Raw genomic sequence first — 16966 nt, 5'->3', positions numbered from 1 at the left:
GAGAAACCCTTTTTGCTGAAAAAGAAGTTATTGAGGCCTATACAATTTTTCTATTAACTGGTGAAAAAGTTCGCCAGTTAATAGAAAATCTAAGTTCTCAACCATGAGCGATTTCAACCTTATTTTATCACACTAAAAATAAATTGAACGGCATATTTTATTCCATATATATCGTTTAAGACAAATACTTCCGTTTAGCACTAAAAACGACACACTAGCAAAAGCAACCGAATAAGCCTGTATTTTATAGATAATATTTTATTTTGAGAACAACATGCTATTCATCCATGCAAAAGCCGCTATACCTGATTGTGATTCTGAAAACGAATGGATGAAAATCAAGGAAAACCGCCATTTTGGGGCTCAAATATTTAATTAGAGATTAAATCTATTACAGATATGGGATGCTGTTGCCCAGAAAGTCAAAAAATCACACCACAACGATGATGTTGTCCAAACCAGAAAATGACAGCAAAGTATTATTTGACATCAGATACATGACAACATTTTCACAAAACCATTTTGGGGGTATCTATAACGTTAAAACTGCTTATTGAGACAAAATTATATTATTCTTCTTTCTTCAAATCACTAACTTTTATCTCTTTGGTTCTCGAAGCTGCATTTTTTGTTCGACCAAATGAATGATTATATGATACCTGAATCGTTCTACCTTGATAGTGATTTAGGGATGAAATATAAATACCTGTGGCATCAGTGTTATATTTAGTTTCAACTTTATCTATAATAGGATTCTGAGTTCTAAATGTTAGCGTTGAATTATTGGATAATCTGTAGTTTAATATACAATCCATATAAAAACTATTACCTGCTGATACCTGAAGAGCTACATTATTAGATAACATGTTTCCAAAAACATCAATGGAAACTTTATCGGATGGTGCAAATGTGAATCCCAAATTAATGCTTTTAAGCCATCCTGAATTCTGAAATGTCCATCCTTCTATTTTGTATTCTTTTAGTGAGCCTGATGAAAAAATGTATAGCTTGTCAGATAATAGACTTGTATTAATACTATATTCTAATCCATAAGACGAGGATTTGGCTACATTAAAGTATGTTAATAATACTTGGCTATCATTTGCTGTTCTAATACTACTGATTCTATTTTGTCCCCATGTTGATATTGCAGATAGGTTTATATTGGTTGCTCCTAACGATAAGGTATAATTTAGACTTAATGCATCATACAGCTCATTTTGAAGTTTTGTGTTTCCGTACACTAAACTTAGGGGATTGGAAACATCTCTGAATTTAGTCAAAAAACGTAATTCAGGTCTTTGTACTCTTCTACTGTAAGAGAGAGATATTTTAGAAGTTTTTGATAATGTATAATTAATCAATGCTCTCGGAAGAATATTTAATGCGTTGAAAGAGGTATCATTTTCTGACTTATTGTAAGTATTTTCAACCCTTGTTCCAATTCTCAAAAAGATTTTTTGGTATTTTTTGGTAAGACTTACATATCCCCCCTGAATACTCTGCGTATAATTGAGGTCGTCGTTTAATAAACCTGTTTGATAGTTTAGGTTTTGGGAATAGTGTCTTAAAATAAAAGCACCTCCTACTTCAGCCGCAATTCCATAAAAAGTATTCCAGCTATAGTCCATCTGATTTATGTATGAAAGTGTTTTACTTTTGTTTTGGTTATAAAAACTAACCGATTCATTTTGAGAATTTAGCTCATATTGAGAGTTGCCATATTGTAAGAGGTTAGAGAAATAAAAAGCTGATTTATTTTTCCAAATCTTACTATAGTTGGCATTCAAATTTAAAGACCATATATGATTTGTCACTTTATTTTCTCTTAGTTCAGCACCAGGAGCGGTTGTAATATCAGCATTTTCGACTTTAGGCTCGAAATGAGAATCAATACCCAAACTTATAGACTGTGATTTTGGTAATTGGAAAGCCATTGAATAACCTAAGTTAAAATCAGAAGACCTACTCTTTGAATTTACACTTTGATTATACTGATTTTTATTGACAAATTGTTCTGTCTGTGTATTATAGGTAATTTTGTCATCGCTAATGCTAAAAGAAAAATTACTGCTTTTTAGGGGAGTGATGGAAGATGTATTTATTCCAAGAGTACTAATATTAAAAATACCTCCAGAACGGATACCTGTACCAGCCCACATGGTTCCTCCATTGTAAATATCATCCTTATTGGTAATAATATTAATAATTTGTTCTACTTCGCCTTCGTATTTTGATGATGGGAAATAGATGATTTCAATTGACTTAACCATTATAGAGGGCATGTTTCTTAAATCTCTTATGGTAAGATTACTCGGAACACCATCTTTAAATATTCTAAAGTTTGATTTTCCCTTTATTAATATGTCATCACCAGTTACAACAACGAATGGTAACTTTCTTAGTGTTTCGGCTATCTTTTTGCCACTTTCTAGCGTCTTGTTAATATTTAACCTTGTTCTATCTGGCATAACTTCTAGTAAGGCTTTTTTTCCCTTAACTAATATTTCATCCATAAACTCTTTTTGAGGGGAGAGTAAAATGATATAGGTAGTATCAGATGCGATATATTTTACCGATTTAGGATGAAAGCCAACATAACTAGCAGAAATAATGAGACTATCAATTTTATTCGATTTATACGAATACACTCCAAGTGAGTCCGAGATCCCGCCTGTAGTGCTATTTCTCTTCTTATTATAAACCTTTATGCTTGAGTACGATAAAGGAGTCATTGATAAACTATCTTTGATGATAAACTTTGTTACTGATTGAGCGTTAATGACGAAAGAATTAAGCAGCAATAAGCCTATTATAAAGTAGTTAATTCGTTTGCTTTTTTTCATAAAGATATACGGCTACAATACAAATTAGAGTATAAATAATATTGAACACAATATGCTCAGGATAATCCATTTTACTTAAAATACCTCCGCAAGCACATGGAGGCTTTTCATACATAGTAAATAATATAATGAGGTAACTAGAAAAAAACACCATTAAAAGTGAGGATGTCCAGAGGGAAAAAAGAACTTGAATATTAAAAATTAAGCAAAGACCAAGAACTATCTCTGAAATAGGTAAGATGATAGCAATATATGGTATCAATGTTTCAGGAAGTAAGGGAGATTCTCCCATTTGGGATTTAAAAATTTCAACATCTATTATTTTATATACACCTGCGTATATAAATAATATCGCAATAAGATATTTAAGTACTATCAATATTTTATTATTGTGCATCTTGATTATTGTTCAAAAGGTCTTTAATGTCATATATCACTACAGTATCATTATATTTGGCTGCTAGCTGCATATTACTTGAAATGCTGAAGTCACCGATTCTTAAATTGTGATAGTTTGGTATTTGAAAGCTAAATAGATAAGAAAATGTATTTGAGTCATAAACATCAATAGTAGTATTCTTTCTAAAAGCTTCCATTGATTCATTTTTTGATTTTACAAAAGAGCTAACAAACAGATAGTCCTTAACTATTGAGGCTCCTATTCGTAAAATCTGCACACCCTTCTTTAATGTATATCTATCTCCATTAAGATTATATTCAACTTTTTGATTTACTCTATCAATAAAAGAAGCATAACTGGTTTTTAGCTCATTATTATTAAATATGACCACTGAATCTGTATAAAAAGGTATAAACAAAGTTTTCCCAAAAGACGAAATTAATTTCCCTGAATAAATCATATCGCCTCCTTCAATATTCCCAAATGAAGTGGAGAATTCTTGTATATTTTTTCCGCTTAAATCAGCACTTTTAACTAAAAAGCTTGCATTGTTTTGTAATGCCAAAAACACCAATAAATTACTAGATTTTGCAAAATCAATAATAGGGAAGTTAAATCGAATATCTTTTACGCTATTGTATTGCAAAGCATTGTTTTTTATTGAAGAAATAGAGACTGTTGAAGAATTTCCTTGGTAGAAATAAAGAGAATCCTGATTAATATAAAAATTGACAATCGGATTATTTTCTCCTTTTTTAGCAGGAATATTTTTGAAAATTTTTCCACCTTTATCAATAGCAATGATTTTGCTTCGTGAGTTTACCCAAAGCAAAGAGTCGTCAAGGAATAATCCATCTACCAGTAAATTGGAAATTGTTTGGGCGATTTTCAAACTATTGCTTTTTATATATTTTCTCTGGAAATCATGTTCCAATGTTTTCTTTTGGGATTGCTTGTACATTAACCCTAGCCCAATAATTGGTACAAAAAATAATAGAAACTTGAATTTCATTCTTATTAACATTAGTATGATGTAAATAACTTGTGATAACAAATTCAGCAATCGCTATAAGAATATATTAAAAGAGCTATTCCTTTGTTTCCTTGGGAATAGCTCTATAAAATAGTCTCAATACTACAGTCTATACTTCTTGAGGTGGTGTCGCTGTGGTGTAGTAAGTAATACTTCCAGAACTACAACATTTGTCGTTTCCGCCACCACACTCTGCTCTACCACAAGCTAGAGATACAGTTACTGCACATGCTACTACAGATAACGCTAAGAAAAGTTTCGCTTTCATAATAAGTTAAATTTTAGAAGGTTTGATTTAAGAACTCACAAGTGAATCATTCGCTTGCTTGATTTCAAAATTAAGCTAACTGAACATGAATTCAAATTGCTTCAAATCATTAAATCAATTGACTCAAATCAATATATAAGCGTAGAATTATACATATTTACACCATATTTTTTCTACTATTAGAGCATCTACCTCTTATTCTACTTAATGTTTCAGGTCTAATATTTAGATAAGATGCAATATATTTGTGTGGGATTCGATTAGATAGCCCAGGATAAAATTGATTAAACCATTCTAGTCTAACTTCTGGTGTTTCACGTAAAATGGAACAATAGGATAAAGTTCTAGCGAGGACATTTGAGTTTATTAGCAATTCTAGTTTTGTGCCTAAGCTCAATTCTAGTTTCAGATAATTCAAATCCTCTCTTGTTATCGAGTATAGTTTTACTTTTTCAAGTGCCTGCAAGCCAATCATCGTTGGACTCTTTTTCCAAAAACTATCAGGGATAAATGAAAAATTATTTTCGGGGATTAAGGAGAGAGTAGATGTTATATCTTCATCTGTATACTTGAATTCTCTTAAAGTACCAGATTTAACAAAATAAATGTTATTAGAAATTTGGCCTACATCTAACAATATTGTTCCGCTAGATATAGTATGTAGTTTAAAACATGACGTTAATTTTTCGATTTCAAGTAACTCTGTAGTACTATTATTACTTATCAGTTGATGTAAAAAGTTCATACGGGTATAGTCTTTTAATCAGAAGTGTTTGAACAATAAAATGTCTAGAGGGATATGTGATATTTGCGTAGCTAACTAGAATTTATAGAAGTACCCAGATTGTCTGATACCCATAACATAGGAAAAGTTGGCACTATACATTCAAGAAGTCTTATAAGAATTTGGTTTGGAGTAAATGAATTATCAAAATACATAAGCGTTGAATTTAGATTAGTAAGGTGTTTTTTTTACTAATATACAGCGTATACGTCAAAATATATTCAATTAAATTATATTTTTTTTGACTACAAAGATGATGTTTTGATTAGAGAAACCCATTTTCCTATTTCCTGAAGCATAGTAATACTTCATAAAGACATAGATTCAAAAAGAAGGGTTATTCTATTGCCAATAGGAAGAAAAAATCTTTAGCTTTTCCTTTGTCACAGATTGTTATTGATACTTCTAAGAAGTAGAAATATCGATAAGTCATTATTATCCTAAGCTTATAGGGAAAATAAACTTCGTAGTATGAATTGCTGAAAATATTCGGGCAAGACGGTTATGCCACCAGAATAATCAGCGGCATTTCTTTTTTATTTTTCACACAATAAATCAATAGTTAATTTTGTAGGGATAGGACGATTGGGGGACGATATTATGCTTAAATAAAAAATAACAAAAGGTATCTGTTAGAAACAAAAAAGAGTATAAACGGCTAAAATTTAGCTATTTATACTCTTTTTGCTTGGCACTTAATTGCCTTAGGTGTACCGGGGACGGGAATCGAACCCGTACGAGCGTTGCGGCTCACAGGATTTTAAGTCCTGCGTGTCTACCAGTTCCACCACCCTGGCTTCAGTCGAAGATAAATCTTCTACCTACTAAACTTAAAAAGCACCTTAAGGTGCTTTTTAGCTGAGCGAAAGACGGGGTTCGAACCCGCGACCTCAACCTTGGCAAGGTTGCGCTCTACCAGCTGAGCTACTTTCGCTTACGATTCCGTTGAATTGTGATGCAAAATTAGGCGTTATAACTTTACTGTGCAAGTGTTTGAAAGAAATTTTTTCAACTTTTTTTCAAATAACCTTATAAGTTACACATAAATATTTGATTATCATTTTTTTGCACAAACTTTAAATCAGAAAAAAAATTTCAAAAAAAGTAATATAAAAAATGTATTCAGACAAAAAGAGCCTATTAAATTTAATTTCATAGTATTTTTAAAGTCGGCTTCGTCCTCATTTTTGAGAATTTTTAAGAACCAACCATTAAAAAAAAGTAAAACTGGCGACATAATTACCAAATAAAGTGCCATTACGGGGATACCGAAGAGTTCGTTTTTTTGAAAATAAAGAAAAAATCCGATCGTTACCACCAAAAAAATAAATCCCGTAAATAAAAAAGTACCTCGGATTCCTAATAACCGACTTATAGTGAGGTCGCCTCGCTTGGCATCTTCTTTATGTTGGTAAACTTGAGTCATGGGGTAAAATCCAAGTAAATTACATGAACTCAGTAGGGCAGGGAAAAGGTATTTCCATTGCCATAGTGACGATAAGGCTATATTATCGACTGCCTGAATAATGGCAAGATAAGTAAATGCTCCTTGGAAAATACCTACGGTAAGCCAACTAATAATAGGGTATTTTTTTAAGCGAATCCTTTCGTTTGAATAGGCTTTGGATACACTACTGTAAATCAATAAAGCCAGTGCCAATATCCACCCACTGATAGCCCATGCTACAACAATGGCCATAATGTCGAGTATCCATGCTGTATAAAAAAGGCTTTCGGAAACTGGTGGTGGATTTTCTAACCCACCAATTGATGATTCGTCTTTATCATAATAACTATTGTAGGCATTGGACGCTGGATAAATAAACAAATGTAATAAGATAAAAATGCCTACTGCAATACCTCTATGACTTAGGTTGCTTTGGCTTAAAGCAAACCAATAAACAGGCATGAGAAAAAAAGAAAAGGGTATTCTCAAGTGCAATAAGACATTTTTCATAGTTATTTGGGGTATTTTGTATTTTTCCAGTACTCTCGGCTGAAGATACGGCTAAATTTCCATCCTTTTTGTCGTAAACTTTGCGGAATATAGGCAAAAGTTTGTTTGGCCGATAAACCTTCATAGAATAGGTCGTCGTCGGTCAGGATTAAAGAATCATAGCGTTGGTCTCTTTTTACGGTAATATCGGCAAAGGGTAATTCTTGTAAATAATTAACCACACTATTGCTTAATTGTTCTTTCAAAAGCCAATTAGCCCAATATACTTTCGATGGCACAACGGTAGGGGTGTACAAGCCATCGGCTACCCTTTTGGCATATTCCAAATACTTTTTCAATAGCTTTGGCCCTTCGTGGGTGGCGTTTTCAACATTCAACTGGTGTGGCAAAATACTACTTACGATAATTATCTTTTCTCTGGCTCGTGTAATTGCTACATTCAAACGGTTTTCACCTCCTGAAGCATTGAGTGTCCCAAAATTCATGCTAAATTTTCCTGAAGCATCTGGTGCGTAGCCAATAGAGAAAAGAATGATGTCTCTTTCATCGCCTTGTACGTTCTCGATATTCTTTACAAAAATGGGCTCTTTGTGGGCCTCCAGAGGGCCTTTGTCTTGCCTGTTGATATGCTGTTCCAACAGGTCTTGAATAAGGCTTTGCTGCTTGAAATTGAACGTTACTATTCCTACTGATTTTTGTGGATGTGAGTCTCTGAGAGCTTGCACTGTAGTTAGTATTTGCATAGCTTCGGCATAATTGGCATTATTTTGCCATAAACCGTCATCTACCTTTACAAAATCAATGGCAGGCTCTTTATGATTCATGTCTTCAAAAGTAGGCAACAATTGTAGAGAGTTATTATAAAAATGTTGATTAGAAAAATCTATTAAATCTAGCGAACGGCTACGATAATGGCCCTGTAGCTGTAATTGTGGCAAATATTGACACCCTAAATCTAAAAATGAATCAACTTCTAGAGCTGGAATATCATCGGTATTTTCGTCAAAGCGTACACGGTACAAATCTGAAGGGGTTAATTGTTTTGAATCGCCTGCAATAACGATTTGTTTACCCCTAAAAATAGACGGTACTCCTTGCTCGGCATAACACTGAGAGGCTTCGTCAAAAATCACTAAATCAAACACTACTGCATGAAAATCTTTGTCATTTTTGCCTGAAACTGCTAGATTATTGGTGGTTAGGGGAAATACTGCCGAAACGGTTTCTGGCGAAGCTAACCAACAAGGTATCAAGTTGAAAACTTCGTCCGATAATTCGGCCATGAGTTTACGGATAGACCATATTTTTCTTTTTTTAGAAACCTGATGCTTAAGTTCGCGATAGGTTGTTACATTTTTTAGGCGGTTTACTTCCAAGCAGCTATAGGTTTGTTCCCGCAATTTCATTTGTAAAATCTCTTTACTCAATTGTTGCTTTTTCTCAATAGCAGCTTGAAGGTCTTCTTCGAGCTGTGTAATTTTCAAAGAGCTTACCCCTCGCAAAATAGGCGATTTTTGCTCAATAGCATCTATCCAAGCTAGCTTTAGGCTATTTATCAATAACTTTATTTTTTCAACTGAAGTATCTTGATATGCGTGGAGCTTGTCGACAAGCTCCAACTCGGGCTTAGTAAACGACTGATGTATTTGGTCGGCTTCATGAAGTAAATCGAAATGTTCGTCCAAATATTGGGTAATATCTACCGCCTGTGAGGCTTTTACCGACATTAACATTTTTTGTTGTTCTACCGACAAATACTTGTGGGCTATCTTACTAGCCTCTGTGTAAGGCTGTATAATGTTCAAAAAGTTTGTCAAATCCTGGCTAAAGTCTTTCCATGACAACACTTGAACATCAAGATAGAGTCCAAGATGTAATTTTTGCCAAATTTCGTCTGCTTCTATGGCATGACGAAGCTGTTCAAAGTGGCGTTCAAACCACCTAAAACCTTTGCCAACCCATACGGGCTGAGTGTCGTTGTGAGTTTGTTTTTCAAAAAGATATTTCCATTCTTGCCACCACTTTTCTAAAGCAATTCTGTTGTGAAGACGCTCTTGAAGCTTTTGTAGGTCTTCGTTGGAAAGACTCAGGCCATTGGCCAAAACAACATCTTGAATTTCCTTTTTTTGTTTTGAGAAAAGTGTCCACATCATTCCCCCAAAAGCATGGGTTTTGGCATCAAGGGCATCTGATAGCTTGCCCATAAAAGGCAATAGCTGGCTAGAAGGTAATGTTACCTCGATACCTTGTCCTCCAAACCATACTTTTACTTGCTCGAATAGCTGATTGAGTTGATGTACCCGAATTGTAATTTTTTGTTTTCTTTTATAGACAAATGTCTGATAATCACGTTCGTTTTTTAGTTTTTTTTGTAGAGAAACAACAGCGTCTTTTTCTCGTTCAAACAAACCTAAATCTTCATATTGCGGTGGTGTTTCTAGCAAAAGATGTAACTGCTGAACTGTAGACTGGATATTCTGTAGAGTATCGACAAATGCCTGTTGAATTAGTTTCTTTTCTGAAAAAGCCCATGTATTAAACCGCAAACGCTTATCCCAAAACTGCTTGCCAATAGATGTATCGGTAAGGTTTTGCTGGTACTGATAATATTTTTTGAGACGACTCACAAAATCATCGATTTCGTCTAGTTTAAAATATTGATAAGAAGTACTTAAATCTACCGACGGCTGCTGTGGCGAACTGGTAAGATAAAGCTCTTTGACAGATACCCCACAAACGGACGTATCGAACAGGGCATCTTTAAAATCCTGTAACTCTTCTACTATTTTATCTATTTTTCTACTTTCTTGGTCGAATGTCCTTTCCAGAAAAATGCTATCGAGGCTTAAGTTATGACTTTTATAGGCCTCGATTTGCTCTATTTGATGTAGAACTTGGTCGTATAGGTATTTGCGGTCGTTCTTAAAATCATGTATACTCCCTACAAAGTTTTGCATACCAATTTTGGCTAAACGCTCATAAACGACATCGAGGGCGGCCCGTTTTTGAGAAACCACCAAAACGGTTTTGCCTCTGGCCGTAAAGTCGGCTATCAAATTACATATCAATTGCGATTTGCCTGTGCCAGGAGGGCCTTGTACTACCAATGATTTGCCATATTTAATATCCCGAAGCACTTGCTCCTGAGAAGCATCCATGTGCAAAGGAGTAATCAGTTTTTCTTCTCGAATCTTGAAATGTGGTGGTTGTAGAATCGAAGGAATAAGCCACTGCATTTCGCCTTCACGAAATAAACCTGTGGTATTTTGCTCGGATTCGGCCAAAAGGTATTCATAATCGGGTACTAAAAACGAACCCGCTTGTGGGAAAATACCCAAAACAGCCTGAGGATATAATTTTAGCTCGCCATTTCGCTCGGTAGTTTCTAAATCAGCTTTCAACATCTTTTCAAAAAAATGTAACTGATTCGTAAAAAGCTCCTGATTAAAATTAACATTGAGAGGCGATACCTTCAATAATTCATAAAGCTGGGTACGAAACTCAAGTGAAGTTTTTGAGAAATCTTCAAAACTGTATTCTATGAAGTTGTCAAAAATCTTGATTTCGTTAAAATGTGAATATGCCAACAAAAAACTCCTGTTGAATGTAACAGGTTCTTCTCGGCGTTGTAAGTGCCATTTAATACCCGAACCCGAATCTAATCCTGCATTGAGCGAAAGTTTCTGTACTTTCTGAATAAGTGTTACAGGAAAAAACAACAACGGACAACGAACAGGCGTACCATCCATGAGTTTACCTTTTACCATTGGATACCCCACATATAAGTCTTTTGCACCTCGCTCATCCTCGATAAACTTTTCGGTTCGGGCAATTTTTTTGAGCCGTTTGCTTACCTCGTTGACACGCTCGTTGCGAGGGTCGAGGGTATCGCATAGCGATATTGCATTTTTTTGAGCAATCAACTGCTCTATTATCGAAAAAGAAGGCTGATTTTGTAAAAAATCAAGTTCATGAACATCTATAAACTGTTCGTTGGGTAAATTGAGTAACAGTAACGACTTATTTTTCGAGCTCAGGTTGGTGAGTCGCTTGGCATAAGTTTTTAATATGGTTTGTAAGGAATATTCTATCACGTATTTTATCGATTTTTCAATGTTAAACTCTTTTGCTATTACCCACGCTTATCTGGCAAAACCCTATATTAACAGCTCTCCACAATAGCAACGTATTATATTTTAGTCAAAATTACATGAATTGACAAGAATATGGACTCAAATATAAGTTTGGTATCTATTTTGTTTAGAAATTTGCAAAATCATAAATTGCCGAATATTTCATTTATAAAATCTGCTTGGTTATTTAGCATAACACAGAAAATTTTCCAAAAATGTATAACAACAAGAAAGTTATCGTTGTAATGCCTGCGTATAAGGCTTCTCAAACCCTCGAAAGAACATATAAGGAAATTCCTTTCGACCTTGTCGATGAGGTAATTTTAGTAGACGACCACAGTCCAGACAATACCGTTGATGTAGCAAAATCGCTTGGGATTGAACATGTAATTAGACATGACAAAAATAAGGGCTATGGCGGTAATCAAAAAACTTGCTATAATAAAGCCCTAGAACTCAATGGCGATATTGTCATTATGTTGCACCCCGACTACCAGTATACTCCTTTGTTGCTAACAGCCATGATTTCTATTATTGGCAACGAGCTTTATCCTGTCGTATTTGGTTCAAGGATTTTGGGTATGGGGGCTTTAAGAGGAGGAATGCCTATGTATAAATACATTGCCAACCGCTTTCTAACTTTATTTCAGAATATTTTATTAGGTCAAAAATTATCAGAATACCATACAGGATACCGTGCATTCTCAAGAGAAGTACTAGAAAAAGTACCATTCGAGCGTTGTGACGACGATTTTGTATTTGATAACGAAATGATTGCTCAGATATTCTGGCATGGTTTCGATATTGCAGAAGTAACTTGTCCAACAAAATATTTTGACGAAGCATCTTCTATTAACTTTATGCGTAGTTCAAAGTACGGTTTGGGTGTACTCAGAGTATCCATCAAATACCGTTTGGCCAAATGGGGCTTCAAATGGCATTTGTTGGGTTAATTTATCATTATTCATGAAAAAGGCCATCATTATTGGAGCCACAGGCTTGGTTGGTAGTACCCTAACAAAGGCTTTGTTAGCCGATACTACTTATAGTAACGTTGTACTATTGGTACGAACAAAAGTACCGCTCCAACATCCTAAACTACAGCAAGTATTATTTGACTTTGATAATCCCGACAGCAGTTTGGTTCAAGGTGATATCCTTTTTTGTGCTATGGGTACAACCCTTGCAAAAGCGGGTAGCAAAGCTGTTCAATACAAAATTGACTGTACTTATCCTTACGAAATAGCAAAAATAGCCAAAGCCAATGGTATCGAGCAATACTTTTTGGTATCGTCGATAGGGGCCGACGAGCGGTCTTCTAATTTTTATTTGCGTACCAAGGGCGATCTGGAAGAAAAACTAAAATCATTACAGTTTAGTCATTTTGTGAGTGTTCGGCCTTCAATTATTTTGGGCAACCGACAAGAGAAGCGAATAGGGGAGAAAATTGGAATAATTTTGGTAAAGCTTATTGAGCCTTTGCTGCTAGGAAGCCTCAAAAAATACAGAGGCGTACATGTAGATAAAATTGTCAAAATGTTGATAAGTCGAGCCAACGCCCAAAACCCACCATCTATCGAAATCATTGAATCTGACAAAATTGCCGGAATCTAATTTATAAAAAAAGCTGGCTTATTACTAAGCCAGCTTTTTTTATATTATGCAGGTAATACTTCAACGTATGAACGTCCTTTAAAACCTTTCTTGAAGTGTACAGTGCCATCTATCAAAGCAAACAAAGTGTGGTCTTTACCAAGTCCTACATTTTGTCCAGGATTGTGAGCAGTACCTCTCTGGCGAACAATAATGTTACCAGCAATAGCTGGCTGTCCACCGTAAATTTTAACACCTAAGCGTTTACTATGTGACTCACGGCCGTTCTTCGAACTACCCGCACCTTTTTTGTGTGCCATTTCTTTGTAATTTTTTTACGATAAGTTATAAATACAATAAAAGCCAAAAGCTTTTAAACATACAATCAACTTAAGGCTAATTAGAATGTAATTCCTTCGATTAATACTTTTGTCAAATCTTGACGGTGGCCGTTTTGCTTTTGGTAGCCTTTACGACGTTTCTTTTTGAAAACGATAACTTTTTCGCCACGAACGTGAGCCAAAATTTTACCACTTACACTTGCACCTTCTACAGTTGGAGCACCTACTTTGATGTCTCCTTCATTATCAACAAGAAGTACCTTGTCGAAAACTAGTGCAGCGCCTTCCTCACCCGCCAAACGATGCGTGTAAAGGTAACGGTCTTTCTCAACTTTAAATTGCTGACCAGCGATTTCTACGATTGCGTACATTTTTTTTTGTGTTATTGTGTTAACTAACTATGCAACAAGCAAATGAATGATGTTTAGCTAATTAACGATTTGACATTTTTCATTTGCCCTAAAAAGGGATGCAAAGTTAATAATTAACTTTTAAAAATAGAAATCAAGTTTTCACTTTTTTTTATTTCTAATTGATTAAAAATCAAAAGTTTAGAAATAAAATCCTTCAATTTAACAATATTGAGTAAATAGTGGCTTTTATTTCTTGATTAATTACTAATTTTATATTATTTAGTATTTGTCACAATATTACAAACAAATATCTGTTTAACAGATGTTTAAGACCTATTTATACGTCTTATTCATTGACAAAACATCTTATTTTAGTACTATTATAAAAGATATATACTATTTCGATACTTTAGCAAAATACTTCGTCTAATAGTTATCAATTGTCTGTGTACGTAATAGAGCCTTTGAACGTTTGATAGAAAACAAAACAATGGAAATATTCAAAAGATTATAAAAATCATGTAATTATGCAGTCACAACCTGTCAGAAACCAGAAGCAAATACTGTATATTTAAGTAGAATTGAGGAAAAAAGCATTTAATCGTTGTTATATTAGAAGCGAAGTATAAAAGACATTCAATCATGAATCAGCATATCAAATATATTATGAAAAAAACCTATCTCTATAGTATAGCCAGCCTTTTTGTACTAGCTATACTAGCCATTTCTGCCTTCAATTATCAACAAGCCGATAATCGTGGCTATGACATAGGGGAATCGGTAAGCGATTTTCGCTTAAAAAATGTGGATGGAAGAATGGTATCGCTAAGCGACAACCGCTCGGCCAAAGGCTATATTGTTATTTTTACTTGTAATCACTGCCCGTTTTCCAAAGCTTATGAAGGCCGTATTTCGGAGTTAAACAATAAGTTTGCCTCAAGGGGGTATCCTGTTATTGCCATTAACCCCAACGACCCCAATGCTTATGAAGAAGACTCCTTTGCCAATATGAAATTGGCTGCTCAAAGCAAAGGGTTTTCGTTTCCTTATGTACAAGACGAAACACAAGATATTGCCAAGGCGTTTGGGGTAAGCAGAACGCCTTCGGCATTTGTTCTGAAAAAAGAAGGTGACCGTTTTACGGTTCAATACATTGGTGCAATCGACGATAACACTCAGGATGCCAACGGCGTTGCCAAAAAATATGTTGAAGATGCCGTAAATAGCTTGCTCTCTAATCGACCTGTAGTAGTAAATACCACAAAGTCGGTTGGTTGTGCCATTAAATGGAAAAGACTCTAATACTTTTACGAAGGTATCAAAAGCCTCATTCTGTGTAGAATGGGGCTTTTTTATGTGCTGATTGTTGATAATAAAGAAAATATATAAGTAACAATACTCAAAAACCCAAAAAGTCCTATAATACATTGGGGATTTTATAAATAAGATTCATTAACTTTGCAAACAAACCAAACGATTTGGCAAGTTGGAAAGAAAAAAAATTGACGCATTACCAGAAAGAAGACAAGAACAATTACTAGCTTTTGACCGCTTGTTGACAATTATGGACGAATTGCGAGAGCTATGCCCTTGGGATAAAAAGCAAACGATTGATTCACTGAGGCATTTAACGATTGAAGAAACTTATGAGCTTTCTGATGCTATTTTGGAAGGCGATATGACAGAAATCAAAAAGGAGATTGGTGATATAATGCTCCATTTGGTTTTTTATTCAAAAATCGCTTCCGAAACCAATACTTTCGATGTAGCCGATGTAATACACAGTCTTTGTGAAAAACTGATTAATCGCCACCCACATATTTATGGTGATGTAAAAGTAGAAAACGAGGAACAAGTAAAACAAAACTGGGAGGCCCTCAAAATCAAAGAAGGTAACAAATCTGTACTATCGGGTGTACCAAGCTCGCTACCAGCCCTAGTAAAAGCCATGAGAATCCAAGAGAAAGCAAGAGGTGCAGGCTTTGATTGGGAAGAAAAACACCAGGTTTGGGAAAAAGTAGAAGAGGAAATGCAGGAATTTAAAGCCGAATTTAATGTAAACGACAATGCGGCTATTGATACTGAAAAAGCAGAAGCCGAGTTTGGTGATTTATTATTTTCGTTGGTAAATTATGCTAGATTTATCAATATCAATGTAGAAACAGCTTTAGAAAGAACCAATAAAAAGTTTATTAAAAGGTTTCAGCATATTGAATCAAAAGCAAAAGAAACAGGGAAAACCCTACAAGATATGACCCTAGCCGAAATGGATGTGTATTGGGAAGAGGCAAAAAGGCTATAATTGCAGAGATACGTCTCTCGTCAAAGATTCAAAATTTAATTTTGAGAGTGAAACCAGAAACCCGTGAGCTTGTAGCATTCGGGTTTTTATTTTTTTTAGGCATTTCTTTACTCATTGGGCAGGTATTTATATGCCCTCACATAATCTACTTCCATTCGTTGTGGAAAAATACTATCATCAACGCCCCGAAGCCCTCCCCAGCCTCCGCCTACTGCAATATTGAGCAACAAATGAAACGGATGGTCGAAAGGATATTCCTCCCAGCCATTTTGAGAATTTTTGAAAGAAAAATAGGGTTCATCGTCTACAAAAATATCTATACCTTCGGGGTACCAATCTACCCGATAAGTATGAAAAGCTGTGTTAAAATCAGGAACTATCATATTCCGAGTGAGGGGGTTATCGCCTGGTATACGCAATGTCGAATAGGTATGTACAGTTGCGTGTACGCTTCCTGGGTTATACCCAACGTGTTCCATGATGTCTATTTCACCATTTTCTGGCCAATTATCGGGGCTATATTTCTTTTCAGACGACAGCATCCAAATAGCAGGCCATGTACCTCGTCCTGTGGGTAATTTGGCCCTAACTTCTATTCTGGCATATTCAAAATCCTGTCTATCTTTGGTAACAAGCCGAGCCGACGTATAGGTATTTCCCTCAAAATCCTCTTTGTGAGCCTCTATAACCAATCGTCCGTTTTCAACTCGTGTATTTTTGAGGCGATTGGCCGTATAATATTGAAACTCGCCATTACCCCAGCCATGGCCACCTTCGGCATAGTTCCATTTTTCGGGATCGGGCAATCCTTCATAATCAAACTCGTCATACCAAAAGGGGATAGAGTCAAATACAGCACGCTTGTTATGTTTGTTCAAACTTATTGAATCAAGAGGTTGTTGATAACGAAAGGATAACAAGAAAACACCAAAAACTAACAGAGGAATGATTTTCAT

13 protein-coding genes and 2 tRNA genes are annotated in these 16966 nt (G+C 35.0%); 4 read left to right on the top strand and 11 right to left on the bottom strand.

Going from position 1 to position 16966, the window contains the following annotated elements; translation table 11 throughout:
- Window positions 1-569 precede the first annotated feature (569 nt).
- From FLEMA_RS71640 to FLEMA_RS71615, 8 genes are all read right to left on the bottom strand, one after another.
- The gene (locus FLEMA_RS71640; RefSeq protein ID WP_044172552.1) at window positions 570-2846 is read right to left on the bottom strand and encodes an outer membrane beta-barrel family protein; all 2277 of its coding nucleotides are present in this window, start codon (window positions 2844-2846) and stop codon (window positions 570-572) included.
- A complete protein-coding gene (locus tag FLEMA_RS71635; protein ID WP_044172549.1) occupies window positions 2824-3243 on the bottom strand; it encodes a MauE/DoxX family redox-associated membrane protein in 420 nt (139 codons plus the stop codon). The genes FLEMA_RS71640 and FLEMA_RS71635 overlap by 23 nt, the downstream gene beginning before the upstream one ends.
- Window positions 3233-4258 (bottom strand): hypothetical protein, encoded by a 1026-nt coding sequence (locus tag FLEMA_RS71630; protein WP_044172547.1) that lies wholly within the window; start codon window positions 4256-4258, stop codon window positions 3233-3235. Before FLEMA_RS71630 ends, FLEMA_RS71635 begins: the two co-directional genes overlap by 11 nt.
- Before the next feature lie 446 nt (window positions 4259-4704).
- Window positions 4705-5292 (bottom strand): Crp/Fnr family transcriptional regulator, encoded by a 588-nt coding sequence (locus tag FLEMA_RS71625; protein ID WP_044172544.1) that lies wholly within the window; start codon window positions 5290-5292, stop codon window positions 4705-4707.
- A 750-nt stretch (window positions 5293-6042) separates the two neighbouring features.
- A tRNA-Leu gene (locus FLEMA_RS0137705) sits at window positions 6043-6128 on the bottom strand.
- Window positions 6129-6192: 64 nt separating this feature from the next.
- Window positions 6193-6265, bottom strand: a tRNA-Gly gene (locus FLEMA_RS0137700).
- Window positions 6266-6412: 147 nt separating this feature from the next.
- Window positions 6413-7288 carry a UbiA family prenyltransferase gene (locus FLEMA_RS71620; RefSeq protein WP_044172541.1) on the bottom strand — a complete coding sequence of 292 codons (876 nt, stop codon included), beginning with the start codon at window positions 7286-7288 and terminating at the stop codon, window positions 6413-6415.
- A gap of 2 nt (window positions 7289-7290) precedes the next feature.
- Window positions 7291-11382, bottom strand: a complete 4092-nt coding sequence (locus FLEMA_RS71615; protein ID WP_052354173.1) for an AAA domain-containing protein — start codon at window positions 11380-11382, stop codon at window positions 7291-7293.
- A 254-nt stretch (window positions 11383-11636) separates the two neighbouring features.
- Between FLEMA_RS71615 and FLEMA_RS0137565 the strand changes: the two genes are divergently transcribed.
- Together FLEMA_RS0137565 and FLEMA_RS0137560 are read left to right on the top strand one after the other, a co-directional pair.
- The gene (locus FLEMA_RS0137565) at window positions 11637-12374 is read left to right on the top strand and encodes a glycosyltransferase family 2 protein (RefSeq protein ID WP_026997904.1); all 738 of its coding nucleotides are present in this window, start codon (window positions 11637-11639) and stop codon (window positions 12372-12374) included.
- A gap of 13 nt (window positions 12375-12387) precedes the next feature.
- Entirely contained in the window at window positions 12388-13035 is a 648-nt protein-coding gene (locus FLEMA_RS0137560) for an NAD(P)H-binding protein (RefSeq protein ID WP_026996614.1), read from the top strand.
- A gap of 44 nt (window positions 13036-13079) precedes the next feature.
- On the opposite strand, the gene rpmA is transcribed toward FLEMA_RS0137560, so the two are convergent.
- Both rpmA and rplU read right to left on the bottom strand, forming a co-directional pair.
- Entirely contained in the window at window positions 13080-13334 is a 255-nt protein-coding gene (rpmA, locus tag FLEMA_RS71610) for a 50S ribosomal protein L27 (protein ID WP_044172539.1), read from the bottom strand.
- Between the two features lie 80 nt (window positions 13335-13414).
- Window positions 13415-13726 (bottom strand): 50S ribosomal protein L21, encoded by a 312-nt coding sequence (gene rplU, locus FLEMA_RS0137540; RefSeq protein ID WP_026996613.1) that lies wholly within the window; start codon window positions 13724-13726, stop codon window positions 13415-13417.
- A gap of 624 nt (window positions 13727-14350) precedes the next feature.
- Between rplU and FLEMA_RS0137520 the strand changes: the two genes are divergently transcribed.
- A complete protein-coding gene (locus tag FLEMA_RS0137520; protein WP_229359482.1) occupies window positions 14351-15010 on the top strand; it encodes a thioredoxin family protein in 660 nt (219 codons plus the stop codon).
- 184 nt (window positions 15011-15194) lie between these two features.
- A complete protein-coding gene (gene mazG / locus FLEMA_RS0137510; protein WP_026997903.1) occupies window positions 15195-16010 on the top strand; it encodes a nucleoside triphosphate pyrophosphohydrolase in 816 nt (271 codons plus the stop codon).
- Window positions 16011-16117: 107 nt separating this feature from the next.
- On the opposite strand, the gene FLEMA_RS71605 is transcribed toward mazG, so the two are convergent.
- The gene (locus tag FLEMA_RS71605; RefSeq protein WP_052354172.1) at window positions 16118-16966 is read right to left on the bottom strand and encodes a glycoside hydrolase family 16 protein; all 849 of its coding nucleotides are present in this window, start codon (window positions 16964-16966) and stop codon (window positions 16118-16120) included.

This window comes from Flectobacillus major DSM 103 (genome assembly GCF_000427405.1).
Lineage (GTDB): Bacteria > Bacteroidota > Bacteroidia > Cytophagales > Spirosomataceae > Flectobacillus > Flectobacillus major.
Note: the sequence above shows the minus strand (reverse complement) of the source record. Positions and strands in the feature narration are given on the sequence as shown.

Coding starts and splice junctions, on each gene's coding strand:
- rplU (WP_026996613.1), bottom strand. CDS start 13,726: ATGTACGCAATCGTAGAAATCGCTGGTCAGCAATTTAAAGTTGAGAAA.
- FLEMA_RS71605 (WP_052354172.1), bottom strand. CDS start 16,966: ATGAAAATCATTCCTCTGTTAGTTTTTGGTGTTTTCTTGTTATCCTTT.
- FLEMA_RS71625 (WP_044172544.1), bottom strand. CDS start 5,292: ATGAACTTTTTACATCAACTGATAAGTAATAATAGTACTACAGAGTTA.
- FLEMA_RS71635 (WP_044172549.1), bottom strand. CDS start 3,243: ATGCACAATAATAAAATATTGATAGTACTTAAATATCTTATTGCGATA.
- FLEMA_RS71640 (WP_044172552.1), bottom strand. CDS start 2,846: ATGAAAAAAAGCAAACGAATTAACTACTTTATAATAGGCTTATTGCTG.
- FLEMA_RS0137520 (WP_229359482.1), top strand. CDS start 14,351: ATGAATCAGCATATCAAATATATTATGAAAAAAACCTATCTCTATAGT.
- rpmA (WP_044172539.1), bottom strand. CDS start 13,334: ATGGCACACAAAAAAGGTGCGGGTAGTTCGAAGAACGGCCGTGAGTCA.
- FLEMA_RS71630 (WP_044172547.1), bottom strand. CDS start 4,258: ATGAAATTCAAGTTTCTATTATTTTTTGTACCAATTATTGGGCTAGGG.
- FLEMA_RS0137560 (WP_026996614.1), top strand. CDS start 12,388: ATGAAAAAGGCCATCATTATTGGAGCCACAGGCTTGGTTGGTAGTACC.
- FLEMA_RS0137565 (WP_026997904.1), top strand. CDS start 11,637: ATGTATAACAACAAGAAAGTTATCGTTGTAATGCCTGCGTATAAGGCT.
- FLEMA_RS71620 (WP_044172541.1), bottom strand. CDS start 7,288: ATGAAAAATGTCTTATTGCACTTGAGAATACCCTTTTCTTTTTTTCTC.